The following is a 22,505-nucleotide window of genomic DNA, read 5'->3' on the forward strand; positions in this document are numbered from 1 at the left end:
GAAGGCGTCCACAACCTCCAGCCGCTTGACAATCCGGGCCTTTTTCTGGCCGGAAGCGTCCTTCAGCTCGGTGTGGAGCTGCTGGGAGAGCTGATCCAGATTCACGTCCTGAAGCAGCTTTTTCACGGCTTCCGCGCCCATTCCGGCGTGGAAATCGTCCTCATACTTCTCCCGGTAGTCCCGGTACTCCTTCTCGGAGAGAATCTGATTGCGCATCAGGGGAGTTTCGCCGGGATCGGTGACAATATAATTGGCAAAATACAGGACCTTTTCCAGAATCCGGGGGCTGATGTCCAGCAGCAGGCCCATCCGGGAGGGAATGCCCTTGAAATACCAGATATGGGAGACGGGGGTAGCCAGCTCGATGTGGCCCATGCGCTCCCGGCGCACCTTGGCCCGGGTGACTTCCACGCCGCAGCGGTCGCAGACCTTGCCCTTGTAGCGGATTTTCTTATACTTGCCGCAGTGGCACTCCCAGTCCTTGGTGGGCCCGAAAATCTTTTCGCAGAACAGGCCGTCCCGCTCGGGCTTTAAGGTACGATAGTTGATCGTCTCAGGCTTTTTGACCTCGCCGTAAGACCAATCGATAATCTGTTCGGGAGAGGCCATGCCGATCTTAATAGCGTCAAAAGCAACATTGTTGCCGGTAGCAGTGTCAATCATTTGGTTTCCTCCTATCATGATTCAGAAATGTTGAGTTCTTCCGTGTGGGTATCGCTCAAGCTCTGAATCACTCGTCGTCAAACCCGGCGTCTTCGCCCCCATCAATGCCTGCGTCTGCACCGGCATCTTCGGGAGCCTCCTCGATGTCAAACCCGGACTCCTGGAACTCCGTCTCCTCCACCACGGCGTGGTGGCGCTCGTCCTCGGCGTCCATGCGGGCCAGGTTAAAGGTATCCATGGCGTCCTCGTCTTCCTTCAGCTCGATCTGGTTGCCGTTCTCGTCCAGCACCCGGATATCCAGGCACAGAGACTGCAGCTCCTTCACCAACACCTTAAACGCCTCCGGCACGCCGGGCTCGGGAACGTTGTGGCCCTTGACAATGGCCTCGTAGGTCTTCACACGGCCCGTCACGTCATCGGACTTGACGGTGAGCATTTCACGCAGGGTATATGCCGCGCCATAGGCCTCAAGCGCCCACATTTCCATCTCGCCGAAGCGCTGGCCGCCGAACTGGGCCTTGCCGCCCAAAGGCTGCTGCGTCACCAGAGAGTAAGGACCAGTGGACCGGGCGTGAATCTTGTCGTCCACCAGATGATGGAGCTTCAGGAAGTACACATAGCCCACGGTGACCTTATTGTCAAAAGGCTCGCCGGTCCGTCCGTCGATCAGCACGCTTTTGCCCTCGGGGTCCAGCCCCGCCTGCTGAAGCATATCGGTGATGTCGCCTTCGTCGGCTCCGTCGAAAATGGGGGTGGCCACCTTGCAGCCAAGCGCATGGGCGGCATAGCCCAAATGGACCTCCAGCACCTGCCCGATGTTCATACGGGAGGGCACGCCCAGAGGGTTCAGCACAATGTCCAGCGGCGTACCGTCGGGCATAAAGGGCATATCCTCCTGCGGCAGAACCCGGGAAACCACGCCCTTGTTGCCGTGGCGTCCAGCCATCTTGTCGCCCACCTGAATCTTGCGGCGCTGGGCCACGTACACGCGAACCACCTGATTCACGCCCGGCCCCAGCTCGTCGCCCGCCTCGCGGGTGAAGACCTTCGCGTCCACCACGATGCCGGTTTCGCCGTGGGGCACCTTCAGTGAGGTGTCCCGGACCTCGCGGGCCTTTTCGCCGAAAATGGCCCGCAGGAGCCGCTCCTCAGCGGTGAGGTCCGTCTCGCCCTTGGGCGTGACCTTACCCACCAGAATGTCGCCGGCATGAACCTCCGCGCCGATGCGGATGATGCCGTTTTCGTCCAGATCCTTCAGCGCGTCCTCGCCCACGTTGGGGATGTCGCGGGTAATCTCCTCGGGACCAAGCTTGGTATCCCGGGAGTCGATTTCAAATTCCTCGATGTGGATGGAGGTGTACATATCCTCCCGGACCAGCCGCTCGTTAAGCAGCACCGCATCCTCGTAGTTATAGCCTTCCCAAGTCATGAAGCCAACCAGAATGTTCTGGCCCAGCGCGATTTCACCCTGCTCGGTGGCGGGGCCGTCCGCCAGAACGCTGGGCGTGATCTCCCTGCCATCGGCGTCAAACCCGGGACCGTGGACCCGCTCGCCCACATCCACGATGGGGCGCTGGTTGATGCAGGTGGTGTGGTTGGAACGGAGGAACTTCACCAGCTTATAGTCCTTCGTCTCGCCGGAGTCGTACTTCACGGCGACATGCCGGGCATCCATGGACGCGACCACGCCGTCGCCCTCCGCCAGCACCGCCACCTCGGAGTCAATGCAGATTTTGTGCTCCATGCCGGTACCGACAATGGGAGCGTGGGGCTTAAGCAGAGGCACAGCCTGCCGCTGCATGTTTGCGCCCATGAGGGCGCGGTTCGCGTCATCGTTGGGCAGGAAGGGAATCATGGCCGTTGCGATGGAAACCATCATTCGGGGGGACACGTCGATATAGTCCACCCGCTCCCGGTCTACCTCCACGATTTCGTCCCGGTGCCGTGCGGTGATACGCGTATTGATAAGGCAGCCGTCCTCATCCAGAGGCTCGGCGGCCTGACCGACGATGTAGTTGTCTTCCTCGTCGGCGGTCATATAGGTGATATCCCTCGCCACGTGGAAGCTCTCTTTGTCCACCGCGCGGTAGGGGGCCTCAATAAAGCCGTATTCATTGATGCGGGCATAGGTGGAGAGATAAGAGATCAGGCCGATGTTGGGACCTTCCGGCGTCTCAATGGGGCACATACGGCCATAGTGGCTGTAATGCACGTCACGGACTTCCATGTTGGCGCGCTCGCGGCTCAGGCCGCCGGGGCCGAGGGCGGAAAGACGGCGCTTGTGGGTCAGCTCCGCCAGAGGGTTCGTCTGGTCCATGAACTGGCTGAGGGGGCTGGAGCCAAAGAACTCCTTAATGGCGGCGGTGACGGGCCGGATGTTGATGAGGCTTTGGGGCGTGACGATGTCCATGTCCTGAATGGTCATACGCTCACGAATTACCCGCTCCATCCGGCTGAAGCCGATGCGGAATTGATTTTGCAGCAGTTCGCCCACGCACCGCAGGCGGCGGTTGCCCAGATGGTCGATGTCGTCCCGGTTGGACACATTCCGGGCAAGGCAGTTCATATAGTTAATGGAGGTGAGGATATCGTCGATATTGATGTGCTTGGGAACCAGCGCATCCCGATGGAGACGAATCTGCTCCTTCAGCTCCTCGCCGGAGTATTGGCCCAGCAACTCCTGAAGTACGCTGTACCGCACCCGCTCCTTGATCTTGCACTCGGTCAGAGGGTCAAAGTCCACAAAGTGCCGCAGGTCGCACATGCCGTTTCCATAAACCTTCATAGGCTCGCCTTCGGCAATGATGCTGACCTCGCTGACGCCGCAAGCGTCCAGCCGTTTGGCCTCCTCCGCAGTGAGCAGGTGTCCGTCCTCAAACAGGATTTCTCCGGTGGAGGGGTCCGCCACAGGCAGGGCCAGCTTGTATCCGGTCACCCTGGGCCACAGGCACAGCTTTTTATTGAACTTATACCGGCCCACGATGGACAGATCGTAGCGCCGGGGATCGAAGAACAGATTGTTCATCAGCGTCACGCAAGCCTCCACCGTGGGGGGCTCGCCGGGACGAAGCTTGCGGTAAATCTCCAGCATGGCCTCTTCATAGGTCTTGCAGGGGTCCTTTTCAAGGGTCGCCAAAATACGGGGATCGTCCCCGAACCGGGCGAGAATCTCCGCGTCGGTCTTCATTCCGAGAGAACGCAGCAGGCAGGTGACAGGCAGCTTCCGGTTTTTGTCAATCCGGACCCAGAAGCACTCGTTTGCGTCCGTCTCATACTCCAGCCACGCGCCCCGATAGGGAATTACGGTGGCGCTGAGAATGGGAAGATCGGTCTTGAGGTCAATCTCCTTGCCATAGTACACGCCGGGAGAGCGGACAATCTGCGAAACCACAACCCGCTCCGCCCCGTTGATGACGAAGGTGCCGCCGTGGGTCATCAAGGGGAAATCTCCCATGAAGATCTCCTGCTCCTTGATTTCCTCCGTCTCCTTGTTGCGCAGGCGGACCGTCACTTTCAGGGGGGCAGCGTACGTGGCGTCGCGCGCCTTGCACTCCTCCACATTGTACTTGGGGGCCTCGTCCATCTTATAGTCGATGAAGGTCAGCTCCAGATTTCCCTGATAGTCGGCGATGGAGCCTACGTCGGCGAAAACTTCCCGCAGGCCCTCGTCCCAGAACCACTGGTAAGACTTCTTCTGAATCTCCAGCAGGTTGGGCACAGGCATGACTTCTTCGTACCGGGCGAAGTTCTTACGAAGGGTCTTTCCGTAATACTTGTCTTTGGACATCTCTGATTCACGCAGCCTTTCTGTCCGCTCCTCCGGCCCTGTCCGACCGGGAAGAGGACTTTAAGTTGTAAGCGGGCAATTAAATCGACACACCCGGGTAGGTTGTTAAAATTTCATTGCTCGCTCTTGCTTTTTTATAGGAACTATGCTATCTTAATAACAGTAAATAAGAATGGGGTGGTATCTGTGCTGTCCATAAAGCACCTCATTATATCATTTTTATCTCCGCCTGTCAAGGCGGTTTTTCTATTTTAAGGGTGTTTCTGCGGCATTTTCACCCAGCACGGCTGGAAAATCCTTCAAAAAGGCAAAAACGGGCCGCCCTTTTACCAAGGGCGGCCCGTTTTCTCAGGAGTAGAGCTGCTCGTCGTTGTAATCGTCGTATTCGCTGCCAAAGCGCTGATCCATCCGCTTTTTCAGGCCGCTGTATCCCACGCTGAGATCGTGCCAGCCGCCGATCAGCAGGCAGACGAACGCCGCCAGAGCCAGACTTGCTCCCACAATTTTCATCACCATGCGTGCGGTTTTACTCATATCGTGTCCTCCTTTTACGGGTGCTTTTGACTGCTTCATCAATGAACCCTGAACTGCCTTAATTATGATACACCAGCGGGGAAAATATTACAAGTGCGGCGCCTCACAATTCTTTTCTGTGGGAGGGTTTTGCTGAACTTTTTGTCAACTTTCACTGAAGCCGCCCATCTGTCTCTCTTTTGAATGAAAGTCTTCTGTGCAGGGCGACATAGGGCGCGGCGCAGACAGCGCGCCAAATCGGCACGGCAACACCCATCGGCATGCCTTCCCGCCGTCTTACAATCGCTTTGCCAGATACTCCTTCCGCGTAAGCGCGGGCACCAGCCGTCCCCCGGTGGCCCAGAGAATGTGAGACGCGTTCTCCAGCTTCCCAGTAAGTCCGTGGACCTTCAGATAGCTCTGCGCCGCCGGGAACTGAGTAAGACCCCGATATCCCGCAAAGGCCGCGCAGGCAGATGGCTCGATAAAAAGCTTCTCTGCTGCGTGGAGCGCCCGCAGATCGTCGTACAGCCTCCCGTCCGCCACGGTGAACTCCCCGGAGAGGGTTTGCTCCATCACGTCGCACACCAGCTTCGACGGACGGGCCACCGCCAGTCCGTCCGCCTCTGTCACGCCGGTGAGGCCCGCATCCTGTACGCATACGCCGTCCTTTTCCCCCGTTGCAAGTCCCAGCAGCATACAGGGGCACTGGACCGGCTCCGCGAAGAACACATGGACATTGTCTCCGTACAACAGCTTCAGTCCGTAGGCCACGCCCCCCGGCGCGCCGCCCACGCCGCAGGGAACGGTGACAAACAGGGGATGCCCGTCGTCCACGGTCACATTCTGGGCCGCAAGCTGCTCCGCAAGCCTCCGAGCAGCCACAGCATAACCCAGAAACAGGCTTTTGGAGTGCTCATCATCCACAAAGTAGCTCATCGGGTCTGCATCGGACAGGGCGCGCCCCTGCTCCACGGCCTTGCCATAGTCCCCGTCATACTCCCGCACGTCCACGCCCTTTTGCCGCAGCAAGTCCTTCTTCCACTGCCGCGCGTCGGCCGACATGTGCACCACCGCCCGATAGCCCAACGCGGCGGCCATGATGCCGATGGAAAGACCCAGATTTCCCGTGGAACCCACCTGCACAGTGTATTTTGCAAAAAAATCCCGCTGTCGGGCAAGGCCCGCATAATCATCGTTCGGGCGAAGCAGTCCGGCCTCCAAGGCCAGCTCCTCCGTGTGCTTAAGCACCTCGTAAATCCCGCCCCGTGCCTTGACCGAGCCAGCCACCGCCAGCTCGCTGTCCAGCTTTAAAAACAGCCGTCCTTCCGGAACCCGCTCCCGCCAGCTCAGCTTTTCCCGCAGGGCGGGCAGCTCCCGCAGGGGCGACTCAATCCGCCCGCCGTCCGCTTCTGTCTCTGGAAACAGCTGGCGCAGCAGCGGCGCGAAACGGTCCAGCCTGTCCGCCGCGTCGTCCACCTCGCCCGGCTTCACGGGAAGTCCGTCCGCCACGGCGGCAAAGGGCTTCTTTTCAGGGTTAATCCAACAGGTTTCCGCTGCCGCCAGCACGTCCCGCAGCGCCGGGTCCTCTCTCCAAGCGGCGTTCATATGGGTCCCTCCCCCGCAGACAGGGCCGCGCCCGCTCAACCAGCTTGTTCATCCGTCACCCTCCTGTATGAAATTTGTTGTTTCCTTCCGCCCGCGCAGTCCCCGAATATTCTTTGGGTGGCACATGGCAGCTCCGAAGGTTTCTCTCCCGTCATTATAGCATACCCCATTTTCCAAGGGAAGCGTAAATCATTTTTACAAAACGGCCCCCGCGCTTGTTGCGCAGGGGCCGTTTTCTGTCCTAATATTTTCCCGCAAAAGAGGGGGACGGGGCGCTTGCAGGCGCCGTCGGAAGCTCTTCCCTGCTCATAGCAGCCGGAAGGGAGACAACCGCCTCCTCCCTCAGCTTAAACTGGCCCACCAGCTCCCGCAGTGTCTGCGCCTGAGCGGACATCTCCTCGCTGGAAGCCGCGCTCTCTTCGCTGGTGGCGGAGTTGTTTTGCACAACGCCGGAAATCTGGTCGATTCCCTGAGAGATTTGGGCAATGGCGGCAGCCTGCTGCTGCGCGGCGTCCGCGATTTTCTCCACCATCTCCGCCGTGGCCCGGGAGCTGACGGCCGCCGCATCCAGATTTGCGGCTGTGGTGTCCGCAATGCCGGTGCCCTTGGCGACGGACTGCACCGCGGCCTCAATCAGCGTAGCAGTGTCCTTGGATGCGGCGGCGGATTTCCCGGCGAGGTTGCGCACCTCGTCCGCCACCACCGCAAAGCCCTTGCCCGCCTCTCCAGCTCTGGCGGCTTCCACGGCGGCGTTCAGAGCCAGAATGTTCGTCTGGAACGCAATGTCCTCGATGGTCTTGATGATGCGGCCAATCTGCTTGGAGTTTTCACTGATTTCGTCCATGGCGGAAACCATGTCCTTCATCTGCCGGTCGCACGCCTGCATCGCCGTCCCCGTCTCATCCACTTTGCGGCGGGCCACCTCCGCGTTTTTGGAGGTATCGCCGATCTGGATCGAAACCTCTGTCACGGTGGCGGCCAGTTCCTCCACGGAGGACGCCTGCTCGGTGGCGCCCTGACTCAACGCCTGTGCACCCGCGGCCACCTGCTCGCTGCCAAGCGCCACCTGATCCGCGGACAGCCCGATTTGGCGCATGGTCTGGGTCATACGCAAAATCATGTCTTCCAAAGAGGAGCGCAGCGCCGCATAATCGCCCTGATACAGTGCGGCATTGGCGGTGGAAACCGTCAAATCGCCATGGGCAATGCCGCTCAGTCCCTGTTCAAAGTCCCCGATAATACCCGAAATAGTCTGGGTGATGGAGGACGTAGCCTCTGCCAGACGTTCTGTCTCATTCCGGCTGCGAACCTCCGGAACCGGCGACGACAAATCGCCCTGCGCCAGCAGCTCCAGCCGCCGGGTGCATTTTGCCACGGGGTCGCCAATCCGCTTGGACAGCCGAAGGGCAACCACCACAGCCCCCACGATCGTCAGCGCAATCAGCGCGATGGTAATAAAAATCGCCCGGAAGGTGGAGTCCATAAAATCGTTCACCGGCGCGCTGATGGCAAGGCTCCAGCCGTCGGAGTCTTCAATGGGCGCATAGGCCAGAAGTTTGGTCACGCCGTTATAGGTGTACTGTCCAAACCCGGCCCCGCCTTCCGTCATCTTTGTCTCCAGTTCGGCCAGCGCCGCAAGGGAAGCATCCGTCTTAGCCTCCTCGGCGGTATTTCTCTGACTGACTACAACGTCCATGTTCTGATCAGCGATGGCGGTGCCATGCTTATTCAGCATATAGGCGCCTCCGTTTTCGCTGACTTGAATTTCGGACACAATATCATTGAGAAACGTTTCATTGGGAACGAAATACACCACGCCGGTCACCAAGCTGCCGGCAATGCCGTCCTGCCAGATGGGCGCGGCGACAACCACGGTCATGGCCCCGGTCTTCTTGCTGACCAGTGGGTCGGAAACCCATGTCTTGCCAGCCTTTGCCTGCTTGAAATACTCCCGGTCGGAATAGTTGACTCCGTCCAAAAGACTCTTTCCGTCCAGATTCAGCACATTGCCCCGCTGATAGCCATGCGCCTTGGCCCGCTGGTCGATGATGGCCTGCTTCTCCTCCTTTGTAAGGGAGTCGTCGGACAGCCGGGCCACATAGCCGGTTTCCATCGCCACGTTTTTAATCGCCTCCAGCTCCGCCTGCACCTTGTCAGCGGCCGCGTCGGAAATTTGCTCCATGGTCTGCTCCAAGGTGTCCTGCGTGCTGCTGAAAATTAAAAATGAGGTAAGCGCTCCCAGCAGAACAATGGGAATCGCCGCCAGAATACAGATTTCCAGCATCAGTTCCTTTCGGATTGTGCTCTGCCGTTTTCCCTGTTTGTTCATTCGCCCGCCGGATTTTTCTTTCTTCTTTACCGCTCGTTTCATAAGCACTCTCCTCTTTCTACTCTTTCTATCTAAGCCGCACAGCGGTGGACTTACAAAGCTGCCGCCCGCCATAAAACGGGCCGCATGTATGAAAAAGCGCTTTTCTCCCGCGCGGTCCGGAAAGTTTCTGCATCCGGCCCCGTGGGAAATTTACACGTTGAAGCGGAAATAAATCATGTCCCCGTCCCGAACTACATAGTCCTTGCCCTCGCTGCGCAAAAGGCCCTTCTCTTTGGCCTGATTGACTCCGCCGCAGTTCACCATGTCCTCGTAGGCGATGACCTCAGCGCGGATAAAGCCGCGCTCGATATCGGTGTGGATTTTTCCGGCGGCCTGAGGCGCCTTTGTACCCTTCTTAATCGTCCAGGCACGGCACTCGTCCTTTCCGTAGGTCAAAAAGGAAATCAGGCCCAAAAGTGAATAGGAGCACTTGATCAGCCGATCCAACCCGGACTCCTCCACGCCCAGCTCCTCTAGAAACAGCTCCTTCTCCTCGCCCTCCAGCTCCGCGATGTCCTGCTCCATCCGGGCGCAGATGGGCAGCACCTGACTGCCCTCTGCATCGGCAAGGGCCTTCACCTGCTGATAATACTTGTTTTCCTCCAGCTTGGTAAAGCCCGCCTCGTCGGTGTTGGCTGCGTAAATCACAGGCTTCAGGCTCAAAAGGTCAGCGGTGGCGATCATCGCCAGCTCGTCCGGCTCGCAGTCATACGTACGGGCGGGTTTGCCCGCGTCCAGATGCGCCGCCAAAGCCCGGAACACCGCCTCCTCCCGCAGAAACTTCTTGTCGCCCTTGGCCGCCTTGGCGGCCTTTTCCGCGCGGCGGTTTACCATATCAAGGTCCGCCATTACCAGCTCCAGATCAATGGTCCCGATGTCGCCCAGCGGGTCCACCGGCACATTGGTCCCCGCGTCCGCCACCACGTGCATGATGTTTTCGTCATCAAAGCAGCGAACCACGTGGACGATAGCGTCCGTCTCCCGAATGTTGGCCAAAAATTTATTGCCAAGGCCCGCGCCCTGACTTGCGCCCTTCACCAGCCCCGCAATGTCCACAAATTCCACCACGGCGGGGGTTTTCTTATCCGGCTCATAAATCCGGGCCAAATCGTCCAGCCGCTCGTCCGGCACGGCCACCACGCCCACATTGGGCTCGATGGTGCAGAAGGGATAGTTGGCGCACTCCGCGCCCGCGTTGGTGATGGCGTTGAATAAGGTGCTCTTGCCCACGTTGGGCAGGCCCACGATACCTAATTTCATGAAAGAACCCTCCACATTTGTTATATTGTAACATTTATTTTTCCAAAATACAAATTTTTTTCAACTTTTTAACAAAATTCTCAATATCTAATCACGGCCTGGGCACCGTAAATCGGGCCCGTGCCAATTTATTTCCTTCTATCGGGAGACCCGAACCTCTGGTCAACATCCAATTTGGCCATTACGCTTCCGCATCATGTGCCGCTTTCTTCAAAACTTCTAAACAGTATCCGTATATTTTCCACGACGACTTAAACTTTCAGGTTGTTACAAATTTTAAAATGGGAAATCTGGAAAATATTGTAACGCCTCCGGGTATTCTAACGTCTAAATAGTATGTAGGGAATCGAAAACCGGCGATCCCACGTCTCCGCGGGCGCGAAAGGAGCAGTCCGATGCAGTAAATTCGCAGCAACTATTTCGCAATATCTCTGTTCCGCAAATTTTTTACAAAATGAGAAAAGAGGTATCACATGAAACGGAAAATGATGAGTTTGGCTCTGGCGCTGGTGATGTGCCTGACGCTGTGCGTTCCAGCGTTTGCAAGCACAAATGAGCAGGTTGTTACACTTAAAATAAATGATGAACTTGTTACATACTACCTCAGCAGTGACAATCAACAAAACATTGTCAAAACAACATCGAAAGGAAAAGACTATATCATAGTTTATGATAAGGGTACAGGCGATCTTACTATCAACGGCGAAAAGGTCAACACTGATCAAAGTTCTCCCTCCCCCCTTGCTTGGGTTGAATATGCGAGATATGATGGAGTGATCGGGGTTGATGTGAGAGATGCCTCTGTTATTGCAGGTGCAATTATTGCATTGGCTAGTGCTCCATGGGGGGCCGCTGTTGCGATTGCTGGTGTTGTTGTAGGTAGGGACCTAGATAATATCTACTATACCAAAATCTCTTACTACGATATTGATCAGGGTGGTAGCAGACCACAAACCAAAGCAGAGTTTCACTTTTATGCGGATTCAGATCGAACAGAAGAATTGTAATGGCAAAAAAAATATTTCGTGCATTTTTATGGATAATACTAATACTTAATATATGGATTAAATTGTTTATGAAAGTCGATGCATTTACAAGCAGTGTGATCCATCTAATCTCATATGGTACCCTCGGATTATATGCAATATATACGGGTTACTCACAAAAACAACTGCATGTAAAAATTTTAGGAATTTTTTTGCTGATTTTGGCTGCCCTTGACTTTTTATTGTAGCGACAATGTAATAGTATCCCCCCACGGATGAATTAACAGCAATTTATCCGTGGGGGAATTTTAACTTTAAACTGTATTGTCGCATTCGCCAATAATCAGATTATGTCAACTGAAAAAGCTGTTTTCATGTAAATATATAACCAGCCTCTGGGAGTATACCGGTTGGCAAGCGCCTGCAACGCAGGCGCTTGCCGTTGCTTTATTTCAGACGGGGCAAGCCGCCAACGAGATACACGGGTACACCTCCGTGCGCAAATGCTCCGCTGGGCTTAGCGCGGCTTTACAATCAGGTTAATCAGGCGGTTTTTCACGTAGATGGTCTTGACAATCTCCATGCCCTCCACGGCCTTTTGAACCTTCTCCACTTCCAACGCCGCGGTTTTCACCGCCTCCTCGCCGCAGTCGGCGGGGAGCACCACGGTGCCCTTCAGCTTGCCGCCCACCTGCACCGCCATCTCCACGGTGGCGGCGGCGGTTTTGCTCTCGTCAAAGGCGGGCCACGGCTGCCGACATGCCATATCGCCCGTCATCCCGGCAAAGCCCAGACTCTCCCACAACTCCTCCGTGATATGGGGCGCAAAGGGGCTGAGCAGCAGCAGCAGATATTTCATATCACCCCGGCTGGCGCCGTTGGCGTAGAACTCGTTCACCAAGGTCATCATGGTGGAGATGGCGGTGTTCATCTTCAGCTCGTCGATGTCCTCCGTCACCTTCTTGATGGTTTTGTGGATCATCGACTCGTTGGCGGGGGTCACTTCATAGCTGTCAGAGGCGGACTCCGCCAGATTCCACACCCTATCCAAGAATCGCTTGGAGCCCTTCACTGCCTCGTTGGACCAGGAGACGGCCTTTTCAAAGTCGCCGATGAACATGATGTGCAGACGCATGGTGTCCGCGCCGTACTGCTCCACAATGTCGTTGGGATTCACCACGTTGCCCCGGGACTTGGACATTTTCTCGCCGCCCTCGCCCAAGATCATACCGTGGCTGGTACGCTTCTGATAGGGCTCCTTGGTGGGGACCACGCCGATGTCGTAGAGGAACTTGTGCCAGAACCTGCTGTACAGCAGGTGAAGCGTGGTATGCTCCATGCCGCCGTTGTACCAGTCCACCGGGGACCAATAGTCCAGCGCTTCCTTGGAGGCCAGCGCGTTTTCATTGTGGGGGTCCATATACCGCAGAAAATACCAGCTTGACCCGGCCCACTGGGGCATGGTGTCCGTCTCCCGCCGGGCGGGGCCGCCGCAGTGGGGGCAGGTGGTTGCCACCCAGTCGGTCATGGCGGAGAGGGGGCTTTCGCCGTCCTCCGTCGGCTCGTAATTCTCCACGTTGGGCAGCACCAGAGGAAGCTGCTCTTCCGGCAGGGGAACCCAGCCGCACTTTTCGCAGTTCACCATGGGGATCGGCTCGCCCCAATACCGCTGGCGGGAAAACACCCAGTCCCGCAGCTTGAAGTTGGTCTTGGCCTGACCAATGCCCTTTTCCACCAGCCAGTCCTTCATGGCGGGGATGGCCTCCTTCACGGTCATCCCGTCCAAGAAGCCGGAGTTCACCATGATGCCGGTGTCATCCTTCAGGGCGAAGGCTTCTTTCGTAATGTCGCCGCCCCGGACCACTTCCACGATGGGAAGGTTGAACTTTGTCGCAAACTCCCAGTCGCGCTGGTCGTGACCCGGCACGCCCATGACGATGCCGGTTCCGTAGGTGATCAGCACGTAGTCGGAGACGAACACGGGAATTTTATCGCCGGTGACAGGGTGGACGGCGGAAATACCCTCCAGCCGCACGCCTGTTTTCTCCTTGTTCAGCTCCGTGCGCTCCAGATCGGACTTGCGGGCCGCCGCGTCCATATAGGCCGCAACCTCGTCCCAGTTTTTGATCTGGCTCTTCCACTTCTTGAGATACTCATGCTCCGGAGAGAGGACCATATAAGTCACGCCGAACAGCGTGTCGCACCGGGTGGTGTATACCGTCAGCTTATCTCCGTTGTCGGCGGTGAAGTCCACCTCCGTGCCCTCGGACCGGCCAATCCAGTTGCGCTGCTGGATTTTCACTCGCTCGATATAGTCCACATCGTCCAGATCGTCGATCAGACGCTGGGCATATTCGGTGATTTTCAGCATCCACTGGCTCTTCTCCTTACGGACCACGGCGCTGCCGCAGCGTTCGCACACACCCTCAACCACCTCTTCGTTGGCCAGCACGCACTTGCAGGAGGTGCACCAGTTGACGGGCATGGTGGACTTATAGGCAAGCCCCTTTTTAAACATCTGGAGGAAAATCCACTGGGTCCACTTGTAGTATTTCGGGTCGGTGGTGTCCACCTCCCGATCCCAGTCGAAGGAGTAGCCAAGGGACTGAATCTGGCTGCGGAAATTGGCAATGTTGTCCTCCGTCACTTTCCGGGGGTGGATATGCATTTTAATGGCGTAGTTCTCCGTGGGCAGACCAAATGCGTCAAACCCGATGGGGAACAACACGTTATAGCCCTGCATCCGCTTTTTGCGGCAGATGATATCCATGGCGGTATAGGGCCGGGGGTGGCCCACATGAAGCCCCTGCCCGGAGGGATAGGGGAACTCAATCAGTCCGTAGAACTTGGGCTTAGAGGTGTCGCCGTTGACGGCGGCGAAAGGCTTTTCCGCCAGCCATCGCTCCTGCCACTTTTTTTCAATGCCGGTAAAATCATACTTCATTTTACAAGACCGTTCCTTTCTGATGTTTGCCCCGGTCGGGCAACGAAAAAAATACGCCCCTGACCGCAGCGGTCAGGGGCGTTGTGACGCGATACCACCCTGATTCAGCCGCCGGTCGCCCGGTCGGCCCTCTCAGGTCCAAACGGCGGCAGCCCGGAATTCCGGCCAACGCCGCAAACCCGCCCGCGCCCTCTCGGACCATCAGCCTGTAACGGGGCCGCCCGCCCCGCCTTACTTTTCTTCAGGCAGGAAACTCCGGGACCAGTTATCCACGGACCTTCTCCACCGGCTCGCACCAGCCGCCGGCTCTCTGAGGCAGAAAAACCCGTCTTTTATCCCATCAACGTTTTTGAACACCGCTATTTTACGGGGGTTTTCCCTTTTTGTCAAGGAAAATCCGCATTCCTCCCGAAGGCGGCTCAGTCCCGGGTCAAAACCTCCGTCAGGTCCAGCCGCTTGCCGTCCCGCCACAGGCGCTCCAAATCATAAAATTCCCGGGCCTCCTGAGAAAACACATGCACAGTCACGCAGCCGTAATCCAGCAGCACCCATGTTCCGTCCCGATAGCCCTCCCGGCGCAGGGGCGTCTCCCCCTGTTCCTTCAACCGCTTCTCCACCGCGTCGCACAGTGCGTTGATCTGGGTGTTGGAGGTACCGGTGGCGATGACGAAATAATCTGCCAGCGTGGTCAGATCGGCAATCTCAATGGCGGAAATTTCCCCGCCCTTTTTCTCGTCCAGCGCCGAAACGGCACTGATCGCAATTTCCTTTGGTGTCATGCATCTCTTCCTTTCAAATTGGAGCCGCCTGAAAACGCGGCGTTTTTGTTTGCTTGTGGGGCCGCCAATCGCTCTTGCCCCGTGTCACTCGGCCAGCCCAGACGGCACTTCGGTGACCTCTGGCGGGACAAACACCCCTTCGCCAGACGGGTCGGTCTGAGTGCCGGACCCGGACGAGCTTGAACCGCCCGGATCGGTGGTCCCGGGCGTCGTCGTTCCCGGGTCCGTCGTACCGGGAGTGGTGGTGCCGGGGGTAGTCGTGCCCGGGTCGGTGGTGCCGGGCGTTGTAGTGCCAGGGGTAGTCGTGCCCGGATCGGTGGTCCCGGGCGTGGTTGTCCCCGGGGTCGTCGTTCCGGTTCCGCCCTCCGGCGTAACGGGCAGACCCGTCTCCGGATCGACGGGATTTCCGTCCCCATCCGTCACCGACTGCTCAGGTTCTTTCGTATCGGTCTTTTGGCCATAGAGAAGCACCGGGGTCTTTGCGGCTCTGGCATCCTCCACATGGCCGGTAGAAGAACTGACGGAGCCGTCGGCATTCACGCTCATAATGTCCAGATCCTTGAGGGTAAATACCTCCGTAAAGGGACTGAGGCTGTTGTTCACCAAATCCAGAAGCTCCTTGGCGTTGGGCACCACATAGGACTGCCAGTTGTTCTTTCCCACCTGTCTGCTGACCGAGGGGCTATAACAGGATTTCATGGTATTTGGCATGGTGACAAACTCCACATTCTCCATGCTCAGTCCGCCCATGATGGCGGACTTTCCAAACCAGAACAGATTCTGCACGCTGAGATCGGTTTCCACGTTCTCCTGAAAAATTTTGGAGAACTGGTTGATCTTCCCCACATTTTTCACCTGCAAAAGCTGCTCGATCACCGCCTTCAAAAACGCCTGCTGGGTTTTGATACGGCCCAGATCCCCATCGGCATAGCCGTATTTCATATTGTTATCGTGACGGTAGCGGATGACGCCCATGGCCTGCTCGCCGTTCAGCAGCTGATCGCCCTTTTGGATATGAATAGACAAATCCTGATAGGGGTCTTCATAGTTCATATTCCGGGGTACGTCGAATTGGACCCCGCCGATGGCGTCCACAAGCTTGCCCACCGCATCCCACTCGATAATCACCTGATAGTCCGGCTCAAAGCCAACGAGCTGGGAGATTTCCTGATAGACCTTTTTGACGCCCTTGTCGCCTCCTCCGTAGTAATTGTATACGGAGTTGATGCGCTTAATGTCCCAGGACACGTTTACCATGGTGTCCCGTGGAATGTTCATCACGGTCAGCTTCTGGTTCGTCACATCGTAGCTGGCCAGCATCATGGTGTCCGTGTTGCCGCCGCCGCCGGTGTCCCGGCCCATCACCAGAACCGTGTAATAATCCTTGCTTTTGCGGGTCCCGTCACTGCGGGGACGCATCCCCTCGCCATAGTCGTCATCTTCCTCCTGAGAGGAGGACGAGTCCTCCTTCTGGTGCAGCTCGGGCTTGACAAACACCGCCCGATAGGCCAGCGTCACCGACAGCACCGCCGCCAGCACACACGCCAGCGCGATCAAGCCTCTCTGCGTCCCCGTCAGGCGGCGCCTTTTCGCTTTTCGTTCCGTTTTTCCGGGGCTGGCCTGCTCTTCCCTCCGCCCACCCGGGCCTTTCTTTTTCTCGTTCATCGTTTGCCTTTCAGTTTCCTTTCAGATACTCCACTGCCTCCAGCGTGGCGGTGTGGACGGGATTTCCCATCTCGCGCATTTCTTGAACTGTCATGGTGAGACCCAGCAGCAATCCCTTGTCCAAATCCTCGTCGCAGGCCGCGCGCAGCGCGTCCACGCCGGGAAAGCTGCGGGTGGGTTCGATGTAATCCGCCAGATACATGATCTTTTCAAGAAGCGTCATCTCCGCGTGGCCGGTAGTATGCCAGAAAATAGCGGTGTAAATCTCATCGTCCACGCCGAACACGTCCCGTGCAATCGCCGCGCCGGTCTTGGCGTGAAGCAGCTTCAGCGCTTTGCGCTCCAGTTCGTCCATGGGGATGCCGTACTGCCTGCAAAGAGCCGACTGCCGCTCCATCCCCAGTTTTTTTGTGCAGTCGTGCAGCAGGGCCGCCACCCGGGCCTTGTGAACATCCGCGCCATACCGCAGAGCCAGACGAATGGCCGCCTGCTCCGTGCCCAGCACATGGGGAATGCGGCTGTGGTTCAGATAGCTCAGCGCCGCGGGCCGGAGCTGATCAAGGCTCAGCTCCCGCAAATTTTCGTTTGTCCCATACAGCTTGTCCCTCAGAATCAGGCCGTATACTGCCGGAGCAAGATACTGGCTTCCGTCGCCCTGCGCCAGCTTGTCCCGCAGGTCCGTGGAGGAAATGTCCACCACACCAGGAACTGTGAGGGTAAAAATGCGGGCGGAGGGATACGCGCGGTAAAGGTGCTCCCGCTGGGGGGCAAACAGCTCCTCCGTGTCCGCTTCCGACCGGCCGAAGGCCGCGATTCCGGCAATGGCCAGAATACGCTCCGGCTCGTGCCAGAGGTGAAGCGTCAAAAACATATCCGTCCCCATCAAAAGCCACAGCTCGTCGTCCGGATACAGCGCCCGGACGGCCTCCAGCGTGTCCGCAGTGTAGCTGGTTCCGCCCCGGCGCAGCTCAAGATCCAGCGTCTCCACTCTGTCGCCAAGCCCCGTCTGCTCTCCCGCAAGGCGCGTCAGCTCCAAGCGCTGCTCCGCCGTGGGGCTGCCGGGAGGCAAGGGCTTGTGGGGCGGGAGACTGTCGGGTATCAGAAGAAGCTTATCCAGTTTCAGCAGCTCAAACACCGCCCGCGCCGCCGTGATATGGCCTAAATGAGGCGGGTTAAAGGTCCCGCCGTAAATGCCGATCCGCATGCGCTCTCCCCCCCTTGCGTCCTCAAAATCAAGCCTTGCGCTCCCTGCGGGGCTTGTCCTTCACCAGCGCAATCCGCTTGTCCTTAGGCTTGGAGTGGGTTTCCCGGTAGAGCACGAATTTGCTCCCGATCACCTGCACCGGCTCGCTGCGGGTGGGTAACGTCAACTGGTCGCAGGCTTCCCGCGCGGTGAGCAAGGAATTTTCCAAAACCCGACCCTTCACCAGCTCCCGCGCTTCCAGCGCTTCATTTGCCTGCTGGATAACCGCCTCGGTGACACCTTCCTTGCCAATGTGCAAAATCGTATCAATGGTATTTGCCATGCCGCGCAATTGCGCACGCTGTTTGCTTGTCAGTTCCATAAATTTAAGATAATCTCCCCTTATAACTTGATTTTTATATTTCTATGTCAGACGCGGGAATTTGTCAATAAGTTTCCCGAATTTCCGCAAATCTTTTTTAAAGCGCCAGCTACCGCTCGTGATGTCCTCATATCTTTTTCCCACACGGGCCGCCGAGTTCTCACTTTCCGAGGAACACCCTCAACTCTTCGGCAAATGCCCGCAGAGCCTTGCCCCGGTGGGAAACTTCGGCTTTTTCCGCATCCGTCATCTGTCCGAAGGTCTTGGCCTTTTCCGGCACCAAAAACACCGGGTCATAGCCAAAGCCGCCGTCTCCGATGGGGGCAAAGGCAATCGCCCCGTCGCACCGGCCCGCCGCCGTCAGGGTATCCCCGCTGGGAAACGCACAGGCCACGGCGGTTTCAAAGTGGGCCGAGCGGGTGGGCACGCCCCGCATGGAGTTCAAAAGCAGCAGATACCGCCCTCGATCATCCAGCTCCGGCCCGCCGTACCGGGCAGAGTAAACCCCCGGGCCGCCGTTTAGTGCGTCCACGCACAGCCCCGAATCGTCCGCGATGGCGGGCAGGCCCGCCGCCGCGCACACGGCCTTTGCCTTGAGCATGGCATTTCCCGCGAAGGTTTCCCCTGTTTCCTCCACGTCCACATGCAGCCCCAGCTCGGCGGGGCTGACCACGTCCACCCCTAAGATTTCCAAAATGGCAGCCATTTCCCGCAGCTTACCCGGGTTTTGGGTCGCCAGCACAAACTTCGCCTGTTCCATATTTATCCTCCCAGCGCGGCCTGCTGCATGGCCCCAAGCTCCCGGATTCCCTTGGCGCAAAGGTCCACCAGCTTCCGCTGTTCTTCTATGGTAAAGGCCCGGCCCTCGCCGGTGCCCTGCACTTCCACCAGCGCCCCGTCCCCGGTCATCACGCAGTTCAAATCCACCTGCGCGGCCGAATCCTCCTCGTAGCACAGATCCAGCAGCAGCCGGTCCCCCACGATTCCGGCGGACACCGCCGCCACAGAGGTTTTCAGAGGGTTCTGCCTGAGCGTGCCCTCCTTCATCAATTTGCGCACCGCAAGCGCAAGGGCCACGTAGCCGCCCGTGACGCTGGCCGTACGGGTTCCGCCGTCGCCCTGAAGCACGTCGCAGTCCACGGTGATGGTCCGCTCGCCCAGCTTGGTCATATCCACCGCGGCCCGGAGGGACCGGCCCACCAGCCGCTGGATTTCCGCGCTGCGGGGAGAGAGCTTCAGCTTGGAAATATCTCGTTTGGAGCGATCCCGGTTGGCACGGGGAAGCATGCTGTATTCCGCCGTCACCCAGCCGGTCCCCTCCGGCACATGGAACGGCGCCCGCTCCTCCACGCTGGCGCAGCAAAGCACCTTTGTATTCCCACAGGTAATCAGGCAGCTCCCTTCCGGAAACTCCACAAAATCCGTGGTAATGGTCACAGGCCGCAGCATATCAAAGGCCCGTCCGTCGATTCTGGTCATGGCTGTTCTCCTTTATCCGTTCCGCAGCGCCGTCTGCATGGCCGCCGCCGCTTTATCATAGTCGTCCCGATGAACGTAAACCGTGTAGGTATACATGGCATCCTGCCGCATTCCTGGAATTCCCCGTTCCCGGCTGGACCAGCCCGCCCCGCTGCCTCTGATTTTGATGTGGTTCGAAATTCCGGCGGCGGACAGCGCCTCCCTTACATTAAAAAATTTTTCCGTAGACGCAAGGGTAATCAGCTCCTGGCGGTTAAAAATCGTAATCACGGAGATTCCTCCTTAGATAATAGCCTCCACGTATTCCTTCGCGTCAAATGGGCGCAGGTCGTCAATCCCCTCGCCCAGACCCACGAATTTCACAGGCACGCCCAGCTCTCTTGCGATGGCGATGACAATGCCGCCCTTGGCGGTTCCGTCCAGCTTGGTGAGGACGATGCCGGTAAGCCCCGCCGTATCCCGGAAGCCCCTCGCCTGAATCAGGCCGTTTTGCCCGGTGGTGGCATCCAGCACCAAAAGCGTTTCGCGGCTGGCGCCGGGGCACTCCCGATCAATAATTTTGGAGAGCTTTGCCAGCTCTTTCATCAGGTTTTCCTTATTGTGAAGCCGTCCGGCGGTATCGCACAGCACCGCGTCCACATTCCGCGCCTTGGCGGCGGAAAGTGCGTCAAACAGCACCGCGCCCGGGTCTGCGCCCTCCTTGGCGCGCACCAGTTCGCATTCTGCCCGCTCCGCCCAGATTTGAAGCTGGTCGGCGGCAGCGGCGCGGAAGGTGTCCGCCGCGCAGAAAAGAACCCGCTTGCCCTCGGTCTTCATGCGGTGGCCCAGCTTGCCGATGGAGGTGGTCTTCCCCACGCCGTTCACGCCGATGAACAGCACCACAGCGGGCTTCTCTTCCAGATTGAGCGCAGCATCGCCCACGTTCAGCATCTCCGCCAGAATCTCCCGCAGGGCGGCGCGCACCGCCGTTTCGCCGGAAACGCCCTCCCGCTTCATTTTGGACCGGAGCCGCTCCACCGCCTCGGCGGCGGTGTCCACACCCAAATCCGCCAGAATGAGGCTTTCCTCCAAATCGTCGAAGAACGCCTCGTCATCGGGAGAAATGGCATAGCCGGTGATATCCTCCTGCCAGATTTTTTTCAGTTTGCTGAAAAAGCCCATAGTACCCGTCCTTTAAAATTTATTCAATGATTTCACCGCAGTGGGGGCAGTGCTTTCCGGGCCGGAATTTCCGTCCCAGCCACCGCCTGCAATTGGGGCAGCGGAGAAAAATAATTTCCAGCACCAGAGTGGACAACACCAGCACCACACCGGCAGACTTCAACGGATCGTTATCCAGCGATCCTCCCACCAGAAGTACGGTGCATCCCAGCACAGCAACTACAATTACCAGCAGATTTTTCTTTTTAGCGGACATCGTCTGCCCCTCCTCATTTGATGTTCAATTCCTTGGCCATGTCGTTGAGATTGATGGTCAGGATTTTGCTTACACCCTGCTCCTGCATGGTTACGCCATACAGTACATCGGCCTCCTCCATGGTTCCCCTGCGGTGGGTAATGACGATAAACTGCGTCTTCCCCGCAAGGGTGCGCATATACCGGGCGTACCGCGTGACGTTGGCGTCGTCCAGCGCCGCCTCGATCTCGTCCATGACGCAAAATGGCGTGGGATGGACCTTCAGAATGGAAAAATACAGCGCGATAGCCACAAACGCCTTCTCTCCGCCGGAGAGAAGGGAAATAGTTTTTAAAGTTTTCCCCGGCGGCTGGGCCTTGATTTCGATACCGCAGTTTAAAATATCGTTCTCGTCCTCCAGCTCCAGCGTGGCCTGTCCGCCGCCGAACAAATCCACAAAGGTGGACTGAAAGCTCTCGCTTAAAAGCTTAAACTGCTGAGAGAAAATCCCGGTCATCTCGCGGGTCAACTCTTCAATCACGCCCCGGATTTCACCTCCGGCTTTCTCCACGTCGTCCCGCTGTTCGCTGAGGTAGGTATAGCGGGTGTTCACCCGGTCAAATTCCTCGATGGCCCCGATGTTGGGCGTTCCCAGCCCGGAAATCTCCCGCTTCAGCTCCCCGATGCGGCGATTGGCTTTCGAGCGGCTCTCCAACTCCACCCGCTGGGCCTGCGCGTCGGAATGGCTCAGCTCATAGTGTTCCCACAAGCGGTCCAGAATCTGCTTTTCCTCCAACGCGCCGGTGGCCATTTTCTGTTCCAGACGGCTGGCGGTGCGCTCCAAATCCAGCAGATGCTCGTTCATCTCCTGCCCGGCGCGGCTCTTGGCGGTACGTTCCGCTTCCAGCGCGATTTTTTCCCGGTCCAGCGTCCCAAGGCGGTCCCGCAGGGCCTGTCCCTGTCCGTGCAGGGCCTGCGCACGGGCCTGTCTTGCGGCGATTTCCTCCTCCGCCCGGGCAATGGCCGCCCGGCCCGCATCCAGCGTCTCCTCCCGTACAGAGCGGTCACCGGACAGGTCGTTTTTCAATGTCTGCAAGTCCTCTTCACGGAGGGCCGCGCCCTCCCGCTCCGCCCGCAGGGCGGCAAGATGGGACTTCCGTGCGCTCACCGATTCGCTCAACTCTCCCGCACGGGCCAAAAGCTCCGTCTGCCCGGAAAGCTGCTCGTCCGCCTTGGCCCGTAGGGCCGCGGCCTCCGCCTCTGCGGCGGCAATATCCGCCGCCGCCTTTGCCCCCCGGCTGTCGCACTCCGCCAGACGGCCGGAAAGGGCCTCGCACTCGCCCTCCAGATTTTCAAGGCTTGCGCGCAAGCTTTGCAGCAGGATGTCAAAGTGGCTCTGCCGCCCCTCCAGACGAAGGACCTCGTCCTCCGCCGCCCGCTGCTGGCCCTGCGCCGTCTCCAGCTCGTACCGGGCCTTTTCCAGCTCCCG

General features: G+C 58.1%; 16 protein-coding genes and 2 pseudogenes. 1 reads left to right on the top strand and 17 read right to left on the bottom strand.

Features of this window, described 5'->3' with window-relative positions:
• From RTU96_RS01730 to ychF, 6 genes and pseudogenes are all read right to left on the bottom strand, one after another.
• A pseudogene (locus tag RTU96_RS01730) lies at window positions 1–663 on the bottom strand (DNA-directed RNA polymerase subunit beta'); the annotation flags it as partial.
• 67 nt (window positions 664–730) lie between these two features.
• The gene (rpoB, locus tag RTU96_RS01735) at window positions 731–4,450 is read right to left on the bottom strand and encodes a DNA-directed RNA polymerase subunit beta (protein ID WP_312634613.1); all 3,720 of its coding nucleotides are present in this window, start codon (window positions 4,448–4,450) and stop codon (window positions 731–733) included.
• Between the two features lie 348 nt (window positions 4,451–4,798).
• Complete coding sequence (locus RTU96_RS01740) at window positions 4,799–4,984, bottom strand: hypothetical protein (protein WP_294855775.1); 186 nt, start codon at window positions 4,982–4,984, stop codon at window positions 4,799–4,801.
• Between the two features lie 276 nt (window positions 4,985–5,260).
• Window positions 5,261–6,571: a D-serine ammonia-lyase gene (locus tag RTU96_RS01745; protein ID WP_312634614.1), complete on the bottom strand. Its 1,311-nt coding sequence runs from the start codon at window positions 6,569–6,571 to the stop codon at window positions 5,261–5,263.
• A gap of 241 nt (window positions 6,572–6,812) precedes the next feature.
• Window positions 6,813–8,942, bottom strand: a complete 2,130-nt coding sequence (locus RTU96_RS01750) for a methyl-accepting chemotaxis protein (RefSeq protein ID WP_312634616.1) — start codon at window positions 8,940–8,942, stop codon at window positions 6,813–6,815.
• A gap of 150 nt (window positions 8,943–9,092) precedes the next feature.
• Entirely contained in the window at window positions 9,093–10,202 is a 1,110-nt protein-coding gene (gene ychF / locus RTU96_RS01755; protein WP_312634618.1) for a redox-regulated ATPase YchF, read from the bottom strand.
• A gap of 473 nt (window positions 10,203–10,675) precedes the next feature.
• Here ychF and RTU96_RS01760 point away from each other — a divergent pair, with 473 nt between their 5' ends.
• Window positions 10,676–11,209, top strand: coding sequence for a hypothetical protein (locus RTU96_RS01760; protein ID WP_312634619.1), 534 nt, complete (start codon window positions 10,676–10,678; stop codon window positions 11,207–11,209).
• Window positions 11,210–11,705: 496 nt separating this feature from the next.
• On the opposite strand, the gene leuS is transcribed toward RTU96_RS01760, so the two are convergent.
• From leuS to RTU96_RS01815, 11 genes and pseudogenes are all read right to left on the bottom strand, one after another.
• Window positions 11,706–14,132, bottom strand: a complete 2,427-nt coding sequence (gene leuS / locus RTU96_RS01765; protein ID WP_312634620.1) for a leucine--tRNA ligase — start codon at window positions 14,130–14,132, stop codon at window positions 11,706–11,708.
• Window positions 14,133–14,551: 419 nt separating this feature from the next.
• Entirely contained in the window at window positions 14,552–14,911 is a 360-nt protein-coding gene (gene rsfS / locus RTU96_RS01770) for a ribosome silencing factor (RefSeq protein WP_312634621.1), read from the bottom strand.
• 84 nt (window positions 14,912–14,995) lie between these two features.
• Window positions 14,996–16,576 (bottom strand): LCP family protein, encoded by a 1,581-nt coding sequence (locus RTU96_RS01775; protein WP_312634622.1) that lies wholly within the window; start codon window positions 16,574–16,576, stop codon window positions 14,996–14,998.
• A gap of 10 nt (window positions 16,577–16,586) precedes the next feature.
• Window positions 16,587–17,780 carry a bis(5'-nucleosyl)-tetraphosphatase (symmetrical) YqeK gene (yqeK, locus tag RTU96_RS01780; RefSeq protein ID WP_312634623.1) on the bottom strand — a complete coding sequence of 398 codons (1,194 nt, stop codon included), beginning with the start codon at window positions 17,778–17,780 and terminating at the stop codon, window positions 16,587–16,589.
• 28 nt (window positions 17,781–17,808) lie between these two features.
• Window positions 17,809–18,141, bottom strand: a complete 333-nt coding sequence (locus tag RTU96_RS01785; protein ID WP_293010617.1) for a YhbY family RNA-binding protein — start codon at window positions 18,139–18,141, stop codon at window positions 17,809–17,811.
• Window positions 18,142–18,301: 160 nt separating this feature from the next.
• On the bottom strand, window positions 18,302–18,901 hold the full coding sequence (rdgB, locus tag RTU96_RS01790; RefSeq protein ID WP_312634625.1) for an RdgB/HAM1 family non-canonical purine NTP pyrophosphatase: 600 nt from the start codon (window positions 18,899–18,901) through the stop codon (window positions 18,302–18,304).
• Window positions 18,902–18,903: 2 nt separating this feature from the next.
• Window positions 18,904–19,620, bottom strand: coding sequence for a ribonuclease PH (gene rph, locus RTU96_RS01795; protein ID WP_312634626.1), 717 nt, complete (start codon window positions 19,618–19,620; stop codon window positions 18,904–18,906).
• A gap of 12 nt (window positions 19,621–19,632) precedes the next feature.
• Window positions 19,633–19,890, bottom strand: coding sequence for a hypothetical protein (locus tag RTU96_RS01800; protein ID WP_312634627.1), 258 nt, complete (start codon window positions 19,888–19,890; stop codon window positions 19,633–19,635).
• Window positions 19,891–19,902: 12 nt separating this feature from the next.
• Window positions 19,903–20,781, bottom strand: coding sequence for a signal recognition particle-docking protein FtsY (gene ftsY, locus RTU96_RS01805; RefSeq protein WP_312634628.1), 879 nt, complete (start codon window positions 20,779–20,781; stop codon window positions 19,903–19,905).
• Between the two features lie 19 nt (window positions 20,782–20,800).
• Entirely contained in the window at window positions 20,801–21,037 is a 237-nt protein-coding gene (locus tag RTU96_RS01810) for a hypothetical protein (RefSeq protein ID WP_294855801.1), read from the bottom strand.
• Between the two features lie 13 nt (window positions 21,038–21,050).
• Window positions 21,051–22,505 (bottom strand): annotated as a pseudogene (locus RTU96_RS01815) (chromosome segregation protein SMC); the annotation flags it as partial.

Origin of the sequence: Oscillibacter sp. (genome assembly GCF_032018205.1) — a bacterium.
GTDB lineage: Bacteria > Bacillota > Clostridia > Oscillospirales > Oscillospiraceae > Oscillibacter.